The organism is Rhodococcus sp. T2V (assembly GCF_029269925.1).
GTDB lineage: Bacteria > Actinomycetota > Actinomycetes > Mycobacteriales > Mycobacteriaceae > Rhodococcus_F > Rhodococcus_F koreensis.
The window spans coordinates 101982-119186 of the sequence record NZ_JARJBD010000018.1; the positions used below are offsets into that span (position 1 = coordinate 101982).

Annotated in this window: 18 protein-coding genes; 14 read left to right on the forward strand and 4 right to left on the reverse strand. The window is 68.6% G+C overall.

Annotated elements, in window-relative coordinates:
• The first annotated feature begins 353 nt into the window (after window positions 1-353).
• The 3 genes from P3H15_RS17445 (at window position 354) to P3H15_RS17455 (ending at window position 3216) form a co-directional block, all read left to right on the forward strand.
• Entirely contained in the window at window positions 354-611 is a 258-nt protein-coding gene (locus P3H15_RS17445) for a hypothetical protein (protein WP_276138397.1), read from the forward strand.
• 215 nt (window positions 612-826) lie between these two features.
• A complete protein-coding gene (locus tag P3H15_RS17450; protein WP_276138398.1) occupies window positions 827-2134 on the forward strand; it encodes a hemolysin family protein in 1308 nt (435 codons plus the stop codon).
• 374 nt (window positions 2135-2508) lie between these two features.
• Window positions 2509-3216, forward strand: a complete 708-nt coding sequence (locus P3H15_RS17455) for a carbonic anhydrase (RefSeq protein WP_276138399.1) — start codon at window positions 2509-2511, stop codon at window positions 3214-3216.
• Between the two features lies 1 nt (window position 3217).
• Here P3H15_RS17455 and P3H15_RS17460 read toward each other — a convergent pair whose 3' ends face one another.
• The gene (locus P3H15_RS17460) at window positions 3218-4615 is read right to left on the reverse strand and encodes an NAD-dependent malic enzyme (RefSeq protein WP_276138400.1); all 1398 of its coding nucleotides are present in this window, start codon (window positions 4613-4615) and stop codon (window positions 3218-3220) included.
• A 355-nt stretch (window positions 4616-4970) separates the two neighbouring features.
• Here P3H15_RS17460 and P3H15_RS17465 point away from each other — a divergent pair, with 355 nt between their 5' ends.
• From P3H15_RS17465 to P3H15_RS17475, 3 genes are all read left to right on the forward strand, one after another.
• On the forward strand, window positions 4971-5309 hold the full coding sequence (locus P3H15_RS17465) for a hypothetical protein (protein ID WP_276138401.1): 339 nt from the start codon (window positions 4971-4973) through the stop codon (window positions 5307-5309).
• 154 nt (window positions 5310-5463) lie between these two features.
• Entirely contained in the window at window positions 5464-6039 is a 576-nt protein-coding gene (locus P3H15_RS17470) for a hypothetical protein (protein ID WP_276138402.1), read from the forward strand.
• Between the two features lie 164 nt (window positions 6040-6203).
• Window positions 6204-6536, forward strand: a complete 333-nt coding sequence (locus P3H15_RS17475; protein WP_276138403.1) for a hypothetical protein — start codon at window positions 6204-6206, stop codon at window positions 6534-6536.
• Window positions 6537-6909: 373 nt separating this feature from the next.
• Here the strand turns inward: P3H15_RS17475 and P3H15_RS17480 are convergent, their stop codons facing one another.
• Window positions 6910-7578 (reverse strand): DUF1275 family protein, encoded by a 669-nt coding sequence (locus P3H15_RS17480; RefSeq protein WP_276138404.1) that lies wholly within the window; start codon window positions 7576-7578, stop codon window positions 6910-6912.
• A gap of 309 nt (window positions 7579-7887) precedes the next feature.
• Here P3H15_RS17480 and P3H15_RS17485 point away from each other — a divergent pair, with 309 nt between their 5' ends.
• The 7 genes from P3H15_RS17485 to P3H15_RS17515 all read left to right on the forward strand — a co-directional run bounded on the left by P3H15_RS17485 (window position 7888) and on the right by P3H15_RS17515 (window position 14476).
• Complete coding sequence (locus tag P3H15_RS17485) at window positions 7888-8253, forward strand: helix-turn-helix transcriptional regulator (RefSeq protein ID WP_005263702.1); 366 nt, start codon at window positions 7888-7890, stop codon at window positions 8251-8253.
• A gap of 129 nt (window positions 8254-8382) precedes the next feature.
• Entirely contained in the window at window positions 8383-9264 is an 882-nt protein-coding gene (locus P3H15_RS17490; RefSeq protein WP_276138405.1) for a hypothetical protein, read from the forward strand.
• A gap of 59 nt (window positions 9265-9323) precedes the next feature.
• The gene (locus P3H15_RS17495) at window positions 9324-11237 is read left to right on the forward strand and encodes a phosphoenolpyruvate carboxykinase (GTP) (protein ID WP_276138406.1); all 1914 of its coding nucleotides are present in this window, start codon (window positions 9324-9326) and stop codon (window positions 11235-11237) included.
• Window positions 11238-11461: 224 nt separating this feature from the next.
• On the forward strand, window positions 11462-13198 hold the full coding sequence (locus tag P3H15_RS17500; protein ID WP_276138407.1) for a SulP family inorganic anion transporter: 1737 nt from the start codon (window positions 11462-11464) through the stop codon (window positions 13196-13198).
• The gene (locus tag P3H15_RS17505; RefSeq protein ID WP_276138408.1) at window positions 13195-13602 is read left to right on the forward strand and encodes a DUF5313 family protein; all 408 of its coding nucleotides are present in this window, start codon (window positions 13195-13197) and stop codon (window positions 13600-13602) included. The genes P3H15_RS17500 and P3H15_RS17505 overlap by 4 nt, the downstream gene beginning before the upstream one ends.
• Before the next feature lie 256 nt (window positions 13603-13858).
• On the forward strand, window positions 13859-14047 hold the full coding sequence (locus tag P3H15_RS17510) for a hypothetical protein (protein WP_276138409.1): 189 nt from the start codon (window positions 13859-13861) through the stop codon (window positions 14045-14047).
• Window positions 14048-14218: 171 nt separating this feature from the next.
• Window positions 14219-14476 carry a hypothetical protein gene (locus tag P3H15_RS17515; RefSeq protein WP_276138410.1) on the forward strand — a complete coding sequence of 86 codons (258 nt, stop codon included), beginning with the start codon at window positions 14219-14221 and terminating at the stop codon, window positions 14474-14476.
• Window positions 14477-14555: 79 nt separating this feature from the next.
• Here P3H15_RS17515 and P3H15_RS17520 read toward each other — a convergent pair whose 3' ends face one another.
• Window positions 14556-15131: a universal stress protein gene (locus P3H15_RS17520; protein ID WP_346348786.1), complete on the reverse strand. Its 576-nt coding sequence runs from the start codon at window positions 15129-15131 to the stop codon at window positions 14556-14558.
• A gap of 104 nt (window positions 15132-15235) precedes the next feature.
• Here P3H15_RS17520 and P3H15_RS17525 point away from each other — a divergent pair, with 104 nt between their 5' ends.
• Window positions 15236-15745, forward strand: coding sequence for a lyase family protein (locus P3H15_RS17525; protein ID WP_276138411.1), 510 nt, complete (start codon window positions 15236-15238; stop codon window positions 15743-15745).
• Window positions 15746-15830: 85 nt separating this feature from the next.
• Here the strand turns inward: P3H15_RS17525 and P3H15_RS17530 are convergent, their stop codons facing one another.
• Window positions 15831-17090, reverse strand: coding sequence for an IS701 family transposase (locus tag P3H15_RS17530; protein ID WP_011595195.1), 1260 nt, complete (start codon window positions 17088-17090; stop codon window positions 15831-15833).
• Window positions 17091-17205 lie beyond the last annotated feature (115 nt).

The window sequence follows — 17205 nt, forward strand, 5'->3', positions numbered from 1 at the left end:
GACCGCTCGCGGGTGGACGGGTTCATCGTCACCCACACGGAGCAGGCGGCACAATCGGGTCCGACACCCATTTCTCGGGGTGCCGAACATGTAGCAGGGATGACGACGGCACCCACGATCCGGCGCAAAGGGGTGCCCCCACCGATTGACGCCGGGTCGATTCCAGCGCAAGGCTGACCATAGAGGAAGCCGACGGTCACCCGAAGGGACCGGAAACGCGGGGCGCGGGCCGATGGACAGATCCTCAGCTCACACAGTGCTCAATCGGACGAGCGATCAACCGTCCGTAGGGGTCACAGTGAACACGGCCCGGTTTCGGTGCGACCCAGCCTGAAACGGGTGGCAGGAGTGCGATGAAGACCAGGCCCATCGAGATCCGCGACCTGCAACCCTGGTGGGTGGCGGCCGCATTCGTCTGCGGATGTGTCGCGGTGCTCCTGATCTCGCCGATCCGTGTTCTCGTTGCCGCGGCGCTCATCACCTTCGCCGGACTCCTCGCCTTCCACACCAGCCGGTACCGCCGCACCGGTGCACGGGCAGCATCCGTCAGCGCCGGGCTAGCGATCCCGGCATTACCCCTGTCCGTACTCCACTTGGTCGACTCGCTCTGACCAGCCGAACCAACTCCTTACAGGGACCGTCGCCGGCCTCGCCCGCGTAGTGAGTGCGTCCCCCTTCGGTGCCGTGGCGCCGACCACCGAACCGTGATGTCCGATTTGTCCGATTTGGTTAGACTGAAGGTCACCGCAGATCCACGTCGCCTCCGAGGTGAAAGGACCATGGGTCACCGTCACAGACCCCGGCCGCTTCGAGGTAGGCGGCTGCGATGAACGATACGGTGGTCAATGCCGGACTGGTGCTGCTCTTCGTGCTGGTCGGTGGCGTGTTCGCGGCTACCGAGATCGCGTTGGTGTCGCTGCGTGAGGGCCAGATCCGGCGCCTCGAGCGCCGCGGTGGCCGCGGGATGCGGACCGCCGCCCTGGCCCGCAACCCGAACCGGTTCCTGTCCGCGGTGCAGATCGGCGTCACGGTGGCAGGGTTCCTGTCGGCCGCCTACGGCGCCTCCACCATCGCGCCCGCCCTGGCGCCGACCCTCGAGTCGTGGGGGCTGCCGCCCGGGCCCGCCTCGGCCACCGCGCTGATCGGCACTACCCTGACGATCGCCTACCTGTCCCTGATCCTCGGCGAACTTGTCCCCAAACGCATTGCCCTGCAACGTGCCACCGGAGTCTCGCTACTGACCGCGCCCGCGCTGGACCGATTCGCCACGGTGATGCGCCCGGTCATCTGGCTACTGTCGGCCTCCACCGACCTGCTGGTCCGCATCCTGGGCAGCGACCCGAAGACCACGAACGAGGCGATCACCCACGACGAGTTGCGCGACCTCGTCCTCGGTCACACCGCAATCGCCGAGAACGAACGCCGCATCCACTCGGAGGTCTTCGACGCCGGCCAACGCTCCCTGGCCGAGGTCATGCGCCCGCGCACCGACGTCCGGTTCCTGTCCGCCGACACCCCGGTGGCACAGGCCGGGCAGCAGGCGCTCGAGTGGGGCCACAGCCGATACCCGGTCATCGGGTCGTCCTTCGACGACATCGTCGGATTCGTCCACCTCCGCGACCTGCTCCGCGCCGACCAGTCCGAGGCCACCACCGTGACCGACGTGCGCCGGCCGGTCCTGCAACTGCCCGCCTCGAAACCGGCGCTGGCAGCGCTGGCGGACATGCGGCAGAACAATCGTCAGATGACGATCGTCGTCGACGAATACGGCGGTACCGCAGGCATTGCCACCCTCGAGGACATCGTGGAAGAAATCGTCGGCGAGATCGGCGACGAATACGACGACCCCACCGGCGCCGAACCGTCACCGATGCCGCCCCGTCGGCCCGTCGACGGGCTACTGATCGTCGAAGATTTCGAGGAGGCGACCGGCATCGCGCTACCCGACGGCCCCTACGAGACGGTCGCCGGCTTCCTGCTCCACCGACTCCAGCGCGTCCCCCAGCTCGGTGACAGCATCACCTTCGACGGCCACATTCTCACCGTCAGCGCCATCGACGGTCGCCGGATCTCCCGCATCCGGGTCACCCGCCGGGCATCGGATCGTCGGCGCACCGCCACCGGCCGGCTCTAGCCGAGAAGTGGTGCCGCGCTCGACCACAGTCAGGGCTGATCAGGGCGATCCGGGCGCGCGGCGACGGCCGGGAGACACTCTCACGATGAGACCGCCGCGCATGGGCGGGGCGAGGTGGCAACCGAACACCGTCAACCCGTCGGAAGTGAAGGTGGGTGCTGGAATCGACAGCTTCCTCACAGGATGTGTCAGGCGGTCACCCCTCACGACGCCGCGGGAGATTCCATGCCTCGGACTCGCACCGGCTGATCGGCGCCGAGGCGTCGCCCGCCACCCGCTCCTCACACGTCTCTTGGCCGGTGCGCGAACCGGAGTTTCCGTCGCCGTAATGTTCCCGCCGAGCAGGCGCAACAGGGCGGCTGCACGATAACCGCATGCCCCACTCCAACCCGGTTGCCGCGTGGAAAACCCTCCGCCAGGGTAACGAGCGCTTCGTCAGCGGCATCTCGATCCACCCCGGCCAGGGAATCGCCGACCGCGCGCACCTCGACGCCGAACAGCACCTCACCTCGGTGGTGTTCGGATGCGGAGACTCACGTGTCGCTGCGGAAATCATCTTCGACCAGGGCCTCGGTGACATGTTCGTCGTGCGCACGGCCGGCCACGTCCTCGACGATGCCGTGCTCGGTTCCCTCGAGTACGCGGTGCAGATCCTCGACGCGCCCTTGATCGTCGTGCTGGGTCATGACGGGTGCGGCGCCGTGAAGTCCACGCTGGACGCGCTGGACAAGGGCACGGTTCCGGACGGCTTCATCCGCAGCATCGTCGAACGGGTGGCGCCGTCGATCATGGTGGGTCGCACAGAGGGCCTCACCACCGTCGACGAACTCGAAGGCCGCCACGTCGTGGAGACCGGGGCTCTCCTGATGCAGCGTTCGCGCATCATCGCCGATCGCGTCGGCAGTGGTGCCTGCGCTATTGCCGGCGTCACCTACAAGCTGTCCGACGGCCGGATGCACCTGCAGGGAGGGGCCGGAGACATCGGCGAGCATTGCGACGCGATCGATTCCCCACGTGCCGACGCATCGGGACAGCTCGTGCCCGCTGCGACGATCGCCCGGCGCACGAGGACGATCGAGTAGCTCACTTCTGCGACTGTGGCCCCTGCTCGGCCACCTGACGCACCGCCGCCGCGACCGCCGGCGCAACCGCCACGTCGAACACGCTCGGCACGATGTACGTGGCATTGAGCTCGGACGACGACACCCGGTCGGCGATCGCGCCGGCCGCGGCGATCAACATCTCGTCGGTGATATCGACCGCGTGCGCGTCCAGCAGACCACGGAACACCCCCGGGAAGGCGAGGACGTTGTTGATCTGGTTCGGAAAGTCCGACCGGCCGGTGGCCACCACGGCGGCATGTTCGCCGGCGGCGACCGGGTCGACCTCCGGGACTGGATTGGCCAGCGCGAACACGATCGACTCGCCGGCCATCGCCGCGATGTCCTCGCCTGTGACGATGTTCGGCGCCGAGACCCCGATGAACACGTCCGCCCCGACCAGCGCGTCCCGCAACGATCCCGTCCGACCCTCCGGGTTGGTGTGCTCGGCGATCCAGGAACGGAACTCGTCGGCGGTGTCGTCCGGGGACAGAATCCCCTTCCGTCCGCAGCCAATGACGTTCGTCGCGCCCTGGGCGACGAGCAACCGGATGACGGCGTGCCCGGCGGCGCCCACACCCGACACCACGATCCGAACCCGGTCCAGCGACTTACCGACCACCCGCAGCGCGTTGGTCAGGGCCGCCAGGACCACGATCGCGGTGCCGTGCTGGTCGTCGTGGAACACCGGAATGTCCAACATGCCGCGGAGCCGGGCCTCGATCTCGAAACACCGCGGCGCGGAAATGTCTTCGAGGTTGATGCCGCCGTACACCGGCGCCAGCGCCCGGACGATCTCGACGATCGCATCCGGGTCCTGCGTGTCCAGGCACACCGGCCAGGCATCGACACCACCGAATTGCTTGAACAGTGCCGCCTTGCCCTCCATCACCGGGATCGACGCCGCGGCACCGATGTTGCCCAAACCCAGGACCGCGGACCCGTCGGTGACCACGGCGACGGTGTTGCGTTTGATCGTCAGGCGGCGCACATCCTCGGGATGTTCGGCGATCGCGGTACACACCCGGGCCACGCCCGGGGTGTAGGCGCGGGAGAGGTCGTCGCGGTGGGTGAGCGGAACGGTGGGGTTCACCTCGAGCTTGCCGCCCAGGTGCAGCAGGAAGGTGCGGTCGCTGACCTTGCCGACGACCACCCCGGGGACCTCGGCGATCGCGGTCGCGATCTGGTCGGCGTGCGCGGCGTCCGAGGCGTCGCAGGTCAAGTCGATGACCATGTGGTCGGGGTGGCTCTCGGCCACGTCGAGCGCCGTCATCGCCCCCTTCACCGACGCGATCGCCGCCGCCAACGTCGACGTGGTGCCGGCGCCGACCGGTGCGTGGACGCGGACGGTGATCGAATAGCCGGGGCTGGGACTGGGCATGGAAGCTCCTGATCGAGTGACGAGCCGCAGATACCATCCGGCGGCGTGCCCTGATCGGCACGCACGCACCGACGGTATTCGCAGCAGCTTCAGTCTGCGCGGCCAGCACCGATCCGGACAAGAGGACACCCATCCAGTCCCGCTCGGCGGGGATCGTCCCTCGCCGACCTGCATCCACGAACCTCACGGTTCCGGCAGATTCCGGGGCCGGAAACGATGCCCCGCGTCGGCGGGCTGCGGAGCAGGATGGAAGACACACACGGCGACCGGCCACCCGGCGGGACACATATCGAGAACACCGCCGCTGCGGCGCCGGAGAGCCGCGACCGACCACCGGGAAGGAGCAGGAGCACTCGTGACGGCACACAACAATCCGCACATCGATCCCACCACCGATCACGAACGAATCCGGTGCTGGATCCAGCACCGTCACGGGGCGCCCGCGACGATCACCCGCCGCCCAGCCCGCCCCGGGGCGGCGACGACAACGCTGCTGGTCGACTTCGCCGGTCTGCGCCCGGGGTCGGGTCTCGAGCACATTTCCTGGAAGCAATGGTTCGCCCTGTTCGACGCGCAGGCCCTGGCGTTCCGGTTCCCCTGTACCGAGGACAGTCTCGCGTTCCAGCTGGTACCACGCACCACCAGCAGACCAGCCGGCCGCCGCCAGACCACACCCCGCCCGGCACCGGAATGAGAGCTGCCGAGACCCGCCGACAACAGCTCGGACCGACCGGCGTTCGGCCTGACGCTCCCCTCGATCGCAGACGTGCGGTGATCCACCACGTGGCGGCGGGCCGATCGCCCCGCGGCTCCCGCGCGTGACCCACTGGGTTTGTAGGGTCGAGGCCATGTACCCGGTGCCGGATCGACCACCCGATAACGAATTCCCCGCCGACGACCGGGGACCCGAGCTCACCGCGCGGCAACGTCGCGCCGTCGCGGTCACCGCCACCCAGATCGCTGACGCGGTGCGGGTCGATACCGCCCTGTTGGCCGGGCGGGAGATCGACAGTCCCACCGGCGGGTCGACGCTGGCCGAACTGCCGCCGTGCACCTGGGGGTGCGGCAGCCGGTGGCGGCGGCGCCTGGCGCAGGCATTCGACGACCTCGCTGCCGACGCCGCCGCCGGCAGCGATCCGGAACCGACCTGCACCGGGGAACAGATGGCGCTGCACATCGTCGTCGTCACCGCGGCCGGTCGGCATCTCGACGGCGACCTCGACGATCTCCTGCACGAGGTCCCGGCCCATCCGGACGACATCGACTGGATCAGTCCACTGGACTTCCTGTTCGAGAACTACGACGTCCTGACCCTGTTCGACCCCGAACCGGACAGCGACGGGGTCAACCTCGACCCCGAGGACTGGTTCGTCCCGTTCGAGGACCATCGCGCCCGCGATCCCCACCGCGGATACCGGCGCTGACGTGTCCCTCCCGGCGGAGCAGCGCTGGCGACAATGCCGGGGAGGCGGTCGCAAATTCCGGGTCCCGGCGGAGCACGGCGATCGGAGTCCGGACCAGCGCCGGTTCGTCGCCGCGGCTGTCCCGGGCGAGGGGTCAACTCGCGGTAACCGGTCACCGTCGAACGGTGGAAAATGTGGCAGTCGACGGCGCGATGCGCAACGATCGGCCGATGAAGCCCCAGAAGAAGACCGCTGTACGGCCTTCGTGGTCGGTGGGCGCGCGGGTGACGACACACCATTCGCCCGATCCGGCGCTCGCCGCGGATCAATGGCCCGAGAAAGCCGGGGTGATCGTCGAAGATCATGGCGAGGTGATCGACGCGGTGTCCCGGTCATACGGACGTGATTGGGCGCTTCCGCGCCGCTGGGCGGTTCTCCTCGATGAAGGACAGTTGGTCTTCCGCGACGGCGAGGAACTCGAGGTCGAGGGAACGAGGAGTACGGAACTACGGAAGTAGACCGCGCCCAGGGCGGTGGGACGGCCCGCCCGGTGCGCCGAGATTCCCACCATCGACGCCGGTGCTGTCCACAGCGCGTGCAACACCTCCGATCTGACAGAAGCCCCGACCACGGCGGCCCGATCGCACAGAAACCGGGCCCGAAGACTCTGGTACCGGTCCGGCTGTCGGTACCCCCGATACCCTTGGTGAGGGTCGGGATCGGTCGCGTTGGTCCTCGCGGAGTCATCGTGCCGGGACCCGCTGCCGCACGGTGACGCCGCGCGGGCCTTGCGCGGCCAGGCGGCGGTTCGACGGAACCTGTACGCGACTTTCGGGGTCTGCTCCGGATCGGCCGACAGGACCCCGCGCTGATCGATCGGCTTTGGGGCGCCTAGCTTTCCAGGGCATACGGGCCGGCGGCGTCGGTCGGATCGGTGGGGCTGTTTCTGAAAGCGTAGGCGGCGAGGGTCGCGGCCCCCGCGGCGACCCAGAGGGCACCGAACCCGAGCACCCGGTACATCGCCGCACCGGCGGCCGCCCCCACCGCGACCGCACCCCACAGCCGCAGGTATCGAACCCATCGATGGCGGGGTACGCGGCCGAAGAGGCGGTCGGTCAGGGACCGCGCCGCGTCGGCGAGCAGGCCGCCGGTCTCGAGCAGGGTGGCTTCGGCGCCCATGGCCAGGGCGAGGGCGAATCCGATCGGGGGTGCGGTGGTGGTGACCGCGTGAAGGGCACCGGCCGCCGCGAGGAGACCCGCCGTGAGCAGCAGAACCCGCGGTACCCGCCGGCGAGACCACATCCGGCCGACCACCGCGGCCAGGACGACACCGACGACGAACCCGGCAAGGATGGCCCCTCCGAGTCCGAGGACGAACCACGAACTGCTGCCGAGGGCGACGCCGGTCCGGGTAGTGGTGGCTTCGATCGAGGAGACGAAGAACCCGCCGAGGAGGACGAACCCGAAGGCGTCGACGAATCCGAGGTGCATTGCGACGATCGTCTCCACCGGTCGCCGTGACCGCGGTCGCGCTGTCGTCTCTGCATCGGTTGTGCTCATCGGCTCTCTCACCACAGGCAGGTTGCGGGGCATCGGACAGGATGGAGATCGGGACCAGCGCGGTCGGCCCGGTCCTCTACCCTCGGTGGCGAGGTGCCTGCCGCGACGCGCGTTTTACGGGCGCCCGGTTTTTCGGATGCGGGGCTGGAAGGGGCTCTGCAGCGCGAATTCTAGCAAATTGCTAAAATTCGCAAGTAACGCAACCTGCCGGAGTTATTTAGGTTGCAGGCGAGACGGCAGACCCGGTGCCGCGGCGGGCGCGACACGCACCTCGCCGCCGCTGGCTCGACCGGTACGACAGGAGGAGCCATGACCGCGAACTCGCGCCAACCGCTTTATCAGATGAAGGCGGACTTCTTCAAAACGTTGGGGCACCCGGCGCGTATCCGGGTCCTCGAGCTGCTCAGCGAACGCGAACACGCCGTGTCCGAGATGCTGCCCGAGGTGGGCATCGAGCCGGCGAACCTGTCCCAGCAGCTGTCGATCCTGCGCCGGGCCGGCCTGGTCACCGCCCGCCGCGAGGGCCTATCGGTGTCCTACGCGCTGACCTCCCCCCGCATCGCCGAGCTGCTGCGCGTCGCGCGGGGGATCTTGACCGGGGTGGTCGCCGGGCAGGCCGAGGTACTCGAGGACGTCTCCGAACCTCCTGCCTTGGTGGGTGAGACCGGGGGCTGACGGGGGCCCACCAAGGCAGGACTCCCTCACTGCATGGATTGGTTGCGAATTTTCTTAAGTGCGTACATCGTGTGATCGGGTGGTACGGGAGATGTCGCTCTCGATCGGGAAAAGGGAGAGAAGTCAACGGTGACGAACAATCACGACGGTGGCGCCAGCGGACCGCCCGACGGCGGCGGCCCGGTCTTGACGGGAATCAGCGTTGCCGTCGTTGCGGTGTCGACCACCGGCTCGCGCACGGCCGGGTCGGCGCGGACCCGGTCGCCCTGGGTCGCGATGGAGGACTATGCGGCTCTCATCCGGGAGCGGACACCGATTCGCCCGCTCTGCGTTCCGGTGACCACTCCAGATCCGCACGTGCTGACCGAGCGCATCCTGGGGTTGCCGGCGAGGGTGTCGGCGGTGTTGGTGGTCGGGTTGGGGCACCGGGAGTCCGCGGCGGTGGCGCGTGCGGTGACCGAGCGCGGCGGGCCCGTGGTCCTCACCGAACTCGACGTGCTGACGGCGGCGGTGGCGGCCGCGACGATCACCACCCTGCGTCGCCGCGGCGTCCCGCCACGCGCCGGCCGGGTCGTGATCACCGGCGCGTCGTGGGCGCCGTTGCTGGCGCCGGTGTTGATCGCCTCCGGGGTCGGGGATCTGAGCAGCTGGCACGAGCGTGATGCCGAGGCGTTCCCGCTGCGCCGGTTGATGGAGCACAACGATGTCCTGGTCGATCTCGCCGGCTGCGCCCCCGACGGTGCCGCAGTCGGTCGCACGGTGGCGGTCCCCGCCGACGGCTTCGTCTATGGCGCGCTGGTGCTGCCCGGGCTGCTCGCCGCGCTGTGTGGACACGGCGTGCGGACCGTGACGGTCGAGGTGGTGGCCGCGTGCGTGCGTGCGCTGGCACTGATCACCCCCGCCGACCAGATGCTGCCGTCCCTCGATGACCGGCGGCTGGTCTCCGCCATCGCCCGCCACGTGAGCCGGGCCCTCGGCCATCCCGTCCCGTATCGCGATCCACAGCGCTGATCGACCGCACCGCGCCGCACGCAGCACATTCTGTCGAATAGTTTTGAAGGAGAACACCCGTGAGCACCCCCACCGCCTCCGGCCCCGCCGGCGCCGGCACTGCCCCGACCGCGCATCCCGCCGTCGTGTCCTGGGTGGGCGAGGTCGCCGACCTCACCGCACCGGACGCGGTGGTGTGGTGCGACGGCAGCGCCGGCGAGTGGGACCGGCTGACCACCCACTTGGTGGACAAGGGCACCTTCGTGCGACTGGAGCGCAAACCGAACTCCTTCTGGTGCGCCTCCGACCCCGAGGACGTTGCCCGGGTCGAGGACCGCACCTTCCTCTGCTCCCGGTTCCAGGCCGACGCGGGTCCGACGAACAACTGGATGGACCCGGTCGACATGAAGACGGTGATGACCGAGCACTACCGCGGCGCGATGGCCGGCCGCACGATGTACGTCATCGCGTTCTGCATGGGCCCCCTCGATGCCGCCGAGCCGAAGTTCGGGGTCCAGATCACCGACTCGGAGTACGTGGCGGTCTCGATGCAGATCATGACCCGCTCCGGCACCCCGGTCTGGGACAGGCTCACCGCGGGCACCGACTTCGTCCGCTGCCTGCACTCGGTCGGCGCCCCCCTGTACCCGGGTCAGGTGGACGTGCCGTGGCCGTGCGACCACACCAAATACATCTCCCACTTCCCCGAGGAGCGCACCATCTGGAGCTACGGCTCCGGCTACGGCGGCAACGCGCTGCTCGGCAAGAAGTGCTACGCGCTGCGGATCGCGTCGAAGATGGGCAGGGACGAGGGCTGGCTCGCCGAGCACATGCTCATCCTCAAACTCACCTCCCCTCAACACACGGTGCGCTATGTCGCGGCGGCGTTCCCCTCCGCCTGCGGCAAGACCAACCTCGCGATGCTCGAACCCACCCTCGACGGGTGGACCGCCGAAACCATCGGCGACGACATCGCCTGGCTCCGGTTCGGTGACGACGGGCGGCTCTACGCGGTCAACCCGGAGGCCGGGTTCTTCGGTGTCGCCCCCGGCACCGGCGTCCACACCAACCCGCACGCCATGGCCACCATCGAGCGGGGTAACTCGATCTTCACCAACGTCGCCCTCACCGACGACGGCGACATCTGGTGGGAAGGGCTGACGGACACGCCGCCGGCGCACCTGACGGACTGGAAACGACGGGACTGGACCCCGACCTCCGGAGAGCCTGCCGCGCACCCGAACTCGCGGTACTGCACCCCGATCTCCCAGTGCCCGACCGTCGCCCCCGAATGGGACGATCCGGCCGGGGTGCCGATCTCGGCGATCCTCTTCGGCGGCCGCCGCGCCACCACCATCCCACTGGTCACCGAATCATTGAGTTGGCGGCACGGGGTGTTCCTGGCCGCCACTCTGTCCTCGGAAACCACCGCCGCCGCGGCTGGGCAGCTCGGTGTGGTGCGCCGCGACCCGATGGCGATGCTGCCGTTCCTCGGCTACCACGTCGGGGACTACTTCCAGCACTGGCTCGACATCGGCGAGAAGACCAGCCCGGAGCTGTTGCCGAAGATCTTCTACGTCAACTGGTTCCGCCGCGGCGATGACGACGAATTCCTCTGGCCGGGCTTCGGCGAGAACTCCCGGATCCTCGAGTGGGCGCTGCGGCGGATCGAGGGCACCGCCGACGCCGACGACACCCCGATCGGCCTGGTGCCCACCCCGGACGCCCTCGACCTGACGGGCCTGAAGTTCGATCACACCAAGATCGCCGCCGCCCTGAGGGTCGACACGACCGAATGGGTGGCCGAGACCCGGTTGATCGACGAGTGGTACGCGAGGATCGGCGGCAACACGCTGCCCGACATCCTGCGCCAAGAACTCGGAGCCCTCAAGCTCCGCCTGGCCGAGCTCGAACTCGGCGACGCCCTCCACCGCAGGGGCGCCTACGCTACCTCCCCCGAGAAGGATTCGCGCTGGTCACGACCGCGGTTCTGACCCGCGACGCGCAACGCGCCGGGGGCGCCCGGTGCCCACATCCCGGCAGCGGTCGTCGCCAGCCCCGCCACCCGGCACCACCGCCCGCGGTCGGTGCAGTGTCCGCCCCCTGCAGGGCGGTGATCGGGGTTACCCGTCTCACTCCACCTTCCGTGATGGCTACTTGCTAATATTAGCAATTATAGAGGAGATGGCCTGCTGGCCGTCACTACCGAGGAACGTCGATGACCGAACCCACCCCCACCGGCCCGGCCGACGCGGCCGAGAGCACCCTCGTGCGGGCGGCGCGGTCGGTGGCCGCGCTGCTGCCGCGCTGGGGTGAGTGGAAACCCGCGGCCGGTGCCCCGGGCGCGGACCTGCTGGCCGGGTTGATCGTTGCGCTGGTGGCGTTGCCGCTGGCGTTGGGGTTCGGGATCAGTTCCGGTCTCGGCGCCGCCGCCGGGCTGACCACCGCCGTCATCGCCGGGGCGGTGGCGGCCGTGTTCGGCGGGTCCCGCTCCCAGGTGTCGGGCCCGACCGGTGCGATGACCGTGGTGCTGGTGCCGATCGTCGCCCAGTACGGGCCGACCGGGGTGCTCGCGGTCGGGCTGATCGCCGGACTGTTGCTGGTCGTCCTCGCGTTCGCCGGGGTGGGCCGGGCCGTGCGGTACATGCCGGCCCCGGTGATCGAGGGATTCACCGCCGGGATCGCCGTCGTGATCGCGTTGCAGCAGTTTCCCGCCGCGCTGGGCATCACCGGCGCCGCCGGGGAGAAGGTGTGGCAGAGCGCCGCCGACGCCGTCCGCCAGTTCGTGCAGGCTCCCACCCTGCTGACCCCGGCGACCGCACTGGCGGTGACCGTCGCGATCCTGCTCGGTGGCCGCTACCTCCCCCGCGTCCCGTTCTCCCTGATCGCGGTCGCGGCCGCCACCCTGATCACGCAACTCTTTCACCTCGACATCGCCCGGATCGGCGCCATTCCGGCCGGGTTCGCCGCACCCACCCTGAGTTTCCTGCACCTCGGCGAGCTGACCTCGCTGATCGCCCCCGCCCTCGCGGTCGCCGCGCTGGCGGCGCTCGAGTCGCTGCTGTCGGCGACCGCCGCCGACTCGATGGCCGTGGGAACCCGCCACAACCCGGACCGGGAACTGTTCGGGCAGGGGCTGGCGAACATCGCCGCACCGCTATTCGGTGGGGTGCCGGCCACCGGGGCGATCGCCCGCACCGCGGTCAACGTGCGCTCCGGTGCCCGCACCCGGCTCGCCGCCCTCACCCACGCACTCCTCCTCGCGGCGATCGTGTATTCGGCGGCCGGGCTCGTCGCGCAGATCCCGCTCGCCGCCCTGGCCGGGGTGCTGCTGGCGACCACGGTGCGGATGGTCGAGACCGCCTCGATCCTGGCGATCACCCGCGCCACCCGCGCCGATGCGGTCGTGATGGTCGCCACCTTCCTGGTCACCGTCGTCTTCGACCTGGTCACCGCGGTCGCCGTCGGGGTCGGGTTCGCCGCCGTCCTCGCGCTCCGCGCGGTCGCGAAATCCGCCCGCCTCGAACAGGTCCCGCTCGAAACCGACGACCACCTCGCTGAGGAACACGACCTGCTCCGCGAGCACATCGTCGCGTACCGGATCGACGGCGCCCTGTTCTTCGCCGCCGCCCACCGGTTCCTGCTCGAACTCGCCGACGTCTCGGACGTGAAGGTGGTGATCCTACGGATGTCGCGGATCACCGCCATCGACGCGACTGGCGCGATCGTCCTCAAGGACGTCATCACCAAACTCGAGCACCGGCACATCACCGTCCTGATCTCCGGAGCCAAACCCGAACACCTCCGCCCTCTGAAGGCACTCGGGGTGTTCACCACCACCGACAGCGAAGACCGCCACCTCTTCGACACCACCCCGCGCGCCATCGCCTACGCCCGCATGCTCGTCCTACCCGAACACCGCTACACCCCCACCACGAACGAGGACCGACCATGACCGAAAACCCCGCCGACAACACGACCCCCACACCCGAACCCACTGCGCGGCAACGCCTCGGCTACGTCCTGGGCAGAACACTGCCCACCGAGTTGCACCCCTGGGTCATCGAAGACGCCACCGGCCCCGGCGCCACCCGCCGCTACGCCACCCGCTGCCTGATCCCGCTGATCCCGATCCTCACCGGGCTCCTGCTCATCCCCGGCCCCTTGATCATCCGCACCGGGATGGTGCTGCTGCTGTTCCTGCCGTTCGTATACTTCCTGCTCGCCCTGAAGAACATCTACCTCCGCCACCGCCTGGTCAGCCACGGCCTCGACCCCCGCCTCCTCAACACCACCAAACAACGACGACTCGACCAGGAACAGGCCTCCTACGAATCCCGCTACCGATCCGCCCCCTGACCCGGCCACCCGAGATCGTGGGGTGGCACCCGTTCACGACCGACCGATTAATTGCTAATCTTCGTAAGTAGAAAAACTGGAAGTGACGGTGAACTGGGATCGATCGGGGTCGTGCGCGCCTCCCGGATCGAGGGAACCGGGGAACCGGAGTTCGGCGACACCACTCAAACTGGGCCGGCGCGCATCTGGTGGTGGCGCACCCCGCGCATCCGGCAGTGCGCCCGGTCACCGGCCACGCCCGCGAGGAAGGATCGTCATGCCACATTTCCGATACGTCAGCACCCACGAGAGAATCCACCTCGGCGACGCGACCCGCATGGTCAGCTACGGCGACATCGTCACGGCGCGAACCAATCCCGACCCGCGCTACTTCGAGCTGGTGGAACCGGACCAGATCACCGAACAGGTGAGCCGCCGATCAGTGGGCGCGCCGGACCGCGAGTAAATCCGCACCCGTGATGCCCGGGCCGAGCGCGATCCATCATCTCCCGCGCCGTCCCGTGCCCAACCCGCTGCCCTTTTGGCGCGCCGCACGTGCGGCGACGCCGGCACCACCCGTTCATGCCGAGACCGCCGACCACGGAAACCCGCCACCCACCCAACAGAAAAGGACCCGATGACAACCCGAACCATCCACGCCACCGACCTGCAGTGGCACTCACTCTCACTCTGGATTCTCGAGTGGGAAGGCGTCGACAACCCCGAACCGACCCTGAGCGAATGGAGCACCGACCTCGCTGCCGCGGCCACCGGGATCGACCGCCGAATCAGGTGGAACCCCACCCAGAACACCGCCACCGCCCCCGAGGACGTCGACCTGCCCCAGATCGAACACACTCTCCGCGGCGCCGTACGCCGCCTCGCCCACGGATGACCCCATCCCGGCCACACGGGACGGACTCGCGGCGTCCGAGTCGCAGTGCGAGTGACCGGACCTCGCTGTGGCGTCTCACTCAGCGCCCGGCCGCCGGTGGCGCGGTGCCGATGTGTTCGGGGACCAGCACAACGGGACCGCGGCCGTGATGGATCAGGTGCGAGGACACCGACTCCCCCACCGCCCGCTCGAGGACCGATACCAGCCCTCCCCGTGAGCTGCCGATGATGATCATCAGGGCATCGTTCGTGTCTGCGATCGTCGCCAACAGCTGCGCCGGGTTGCCCTCATGGCAGTAGTAGCTCCAATTCCCGGGCAGCGCTGCAAGCATGGAGCACGCCTCGGTGCGTTCCCGCGCGACCGTCTCGACGATGCGCCGTTCCCAATCGTCCCGTCCGGTTCGACCGGAAAATCGTCGAGGTCGACGACGGGGGGCGACATGCAGATACGCGTGGAGCGGCACCATGAGCCTCAGGGCAAAGGACAGCGCCTGATGACTGGCGGGATGCCGGTCGAACCCCACTACTAGACGGCACACCGCCTCGGTCGCGCCCGCGAGTCCGTCGCACCGGCAGATGTACGTCCGGTGCTCGATCGCGCACGGTCTCGACTCCCATGGCGGCGAAGGTGGTGTACCCACAGCAGCACCCGACACCCCCGATCAGCCGGATCTCCCGCAGAACGCTCCAGCGGCACTGATCCACACCTTTGGGCTGCAAAAGATCGCCGCCGCGAGGGCAAACGTTGCGGCGGGAGTGCTTGAAACCCGAACTTGCCAACGCGATCGAACGGGCGGCGGAGGAAGTTCGGAAAGGGCTTTTCGACCAGCACTTCCCGTTGACGGTGTGGCAGACAGGCTCTGGCACGCAGACGAACATGAATGCCAACGAAGTTATCGCAAATCGAGCGAACGAGTTACTTGGCAGCGAGCTCGGAACTCGAAGTCCCCTGGGTCAAGCTTTCGATGCTTTTTCTCGACAGGTGGGCGCAGCCGCCGCTGGGATACACCGAGAGTTCGATCGTCTGCGGTACCTCCCCCAAGGGGGCACCGCGGTGGGAACCGGGATCAACGCGGCGAACGGCTTCGATTCGACGTTCTGCAGTGAGCTTTCGGACCTTACCGGAATTGGCTTTGAGCCGTTAGAGAGCAAGTTCGAAGCAATGGGGGCTCACGATTGCCTGGTAGCTACACACGGTGCCCTGAAGGTCGCGGCGGTGGCACTGACCAAAATCGCGAATGATGTGCGGCTGCTAGTAGTACTTTGTTAGGTTGGGAAGGTGTGGTCACAGAGTGGGCAGGTACCGATCCAACGGGCAAGTGCGCGTTGGAGTTCGCGGAGAACGGCGTAGAGGCTCAGTCCTGCCCAGCTGCTTTTGGGTCGGTGAGTCGGAGGGTGGTGAGGAATAGGTGAGCGGCGGTGACCAGGGTGGCATGGTGATGCCAGCCCAGCCAGGAACGACCCTCGAAATGATCCAGTCCGAGACCGGTTTTCAGCTCCCGGTAATCGTGCTCGACGCGCCAGCGGAGTTTCGCCAGGCGCACGAGTTCTTTCAGTGGGGTGTCGGCGGGCAGGGTGGAGAGCCAGTAGTCGGTCGGTTCGTCGGCGCCGGCGGGCCACTCGGCGAGCAACCAGAGCTCGGGCAGGGTGCCGTCGTCGGCGCGGGGAATGTCGCGGTTCGCCGGGCGGAGGCGCAGTGCGGCGAACCGCGAGCGCATCGCCGCGGTCGGATTGGTCGGGTCGGCCTTGCCGCCGCGGCGCCAGGTCACCGTCCGCAGGGCCTTCCGTCCGGCGGCCAGGACCAGGTCCTTGCAGCTGGCGGCCGGTCCCGGGTAGCGCGGGGCCGGTTGCCGTCCGCGCCCGCTGTAGGGAGGTGTCTCGGGGACCGCGTCGCCGGGAAAGGCGCTGGTGGACCCCTTGACGGCGACGACGTAGTCGATGCCCCGCTCGGTCAGCGAGAGCCGGAAGGCGGTGGCGTCGCCGTAGCCGGCGTCCGCCACCGTGGTCGGCGGAATCCGGCCCCACTCGATCAGCTCGTCGATCATCTCGATCGCCATCTCCCACTTGGTGCGGTGCTGCTCCGCGTCGGGGATCGCGGACCGCTTCCTGCGGGCGGCGATCTCCGCGACCGCATCGGGATCGGTGGTGGACCGATCGTCCCAGCTCTGCGGCAGGAACAGTCGCCAGTCCAACGGGGCCGACGCGGCATCGGTGGCCGCGTGCACGCTGACCGCGATCTGGCAGTTGCCGACCTTGCCGAGGGTGCCCGAGTACTGCCGGGCCACACCCGGCGAGCGGTCGCCGTCCTTGACGAACCCGGTGTCGTCGATGACCCACGCATCCGGGGCGATCAGATCGCACGCTTTGCGGGAGAGGGTTTTCCGTACCGGAACCACGTCCCACGGCGAGGTCGTCACGAACTGCTGCAACTGTTGATGGTCGACCTGCAACCGCTGCGCCATCGGCTGCATCGACTTCCGCCGGCCGTCGAGCATCAACCCCCGCGCATACAGCCCCGCCTTCTCCCGTTGATCCTTCCGTGCCAGCGACGAGAACACCTCACCGACAAACGTATCCAACTGTTCCCCGACCCGGGCGAGAGCGGCTGTATCCATGCCCGCATGCTCTCGAGAAAACCACGAAAACTCGAGCCGACACGCCGAGCTAACAAAGTACTACTAGGTTCTGGACCACGAGCGGGATTGTCAGCTGATTATCCCAAATGACGGA

What these genes read in the sequence shown, in the direction of transcription:
- P3H15_RS17445 (WP_276138397.1), top strand. Translation starts at nt 354, where the DNA reads ATGAAGACCAGGCCCATCGAGATCCGCGACCTGCAACCCTGGTGGGTG.
- P3H15_RS17450 (WP_276138398.1), top strand. Translation starts at nt 827, where the DNA reads ATGAACGATACGGTGGTCAATGCCGGACTGGTGCTGCTCTTCGTGCTG.
- P3H15_RS17455 (WP_276138399.1), top strand. Translation starts at nt 2,509, where the DNA reads ATGCCCCACTCCAACCCGGTTGCCGCGTGGAAAACCCTCCGCCAGGGT.
- P3H15_RS17460 (WP_276138400.1), bottom strand. Translation starts at nt 4,615, where the DNA reads ATGCCCAGTCCCAGCCCCGGCTATTCGATCACCGTCCGCGTCCACGCA.
- P3H15_RS17470 (WP_276138402.1), top strand. Translation starts at nt 5,464, where the DNA reads ATGTACCCGGTGCCGGATCGACCACCCGATAACGAATTCCCCGCCGAC.
- P3H15_RS17480 (WP_276138404.1), bottom strand. Translation starts at nt 7,578, where the DNA reads ATGAGCACAACCGATGCAGAGACGACAGCGCGACCGCGGTCACGGCGA.
- P3H15_RS17485 (WP_005263702.1), top strand. Translation starts at nt 7,888, where the DNA reads ATGACCGCGAACTCGCGCCAACCGCTTTATCAGATGAAGGCGGACTTC.
- P3H15_RS17500 (WP_276138407.1), top strand. Translation starts at nt 11,462, where the DNA reads ATGACCGAACCCACCCCCACCGGCCCGGCCGACGCGGCCGAGAGCACC.
- P3H15_RS17505 (WP_276138408.1), top strand. Translation starts at nt 13,195, where the DNA reads ATGACCGAAAACCCCGCCGACAACACGACCCCCACACCCGAACCCACT.
- P3H15_RS17510 (WP_276138409.1), top strand. Translation starts at nt 13,859, where the DNA reads ATGCCACATTTCCGATACGTCAGCACCCACGAGAGAATCCACCTCGGC.
- P3H15_RS17515 (WP_276138410.1), top strand. Translation starts at nt 14,219, where the DNA reads ATGACAACCCGAACCATCCACGCCACCGACCTGCAGTGGCACTCACTC.
- P3H15_RS17530 (WP_011595195.1), bottom strand. Translation starts at nt 17,090, where the DNA reads ATGGATACAGCCGCTCTCGCCCGGGTCGGGGAACAGTTGGATACGTTT.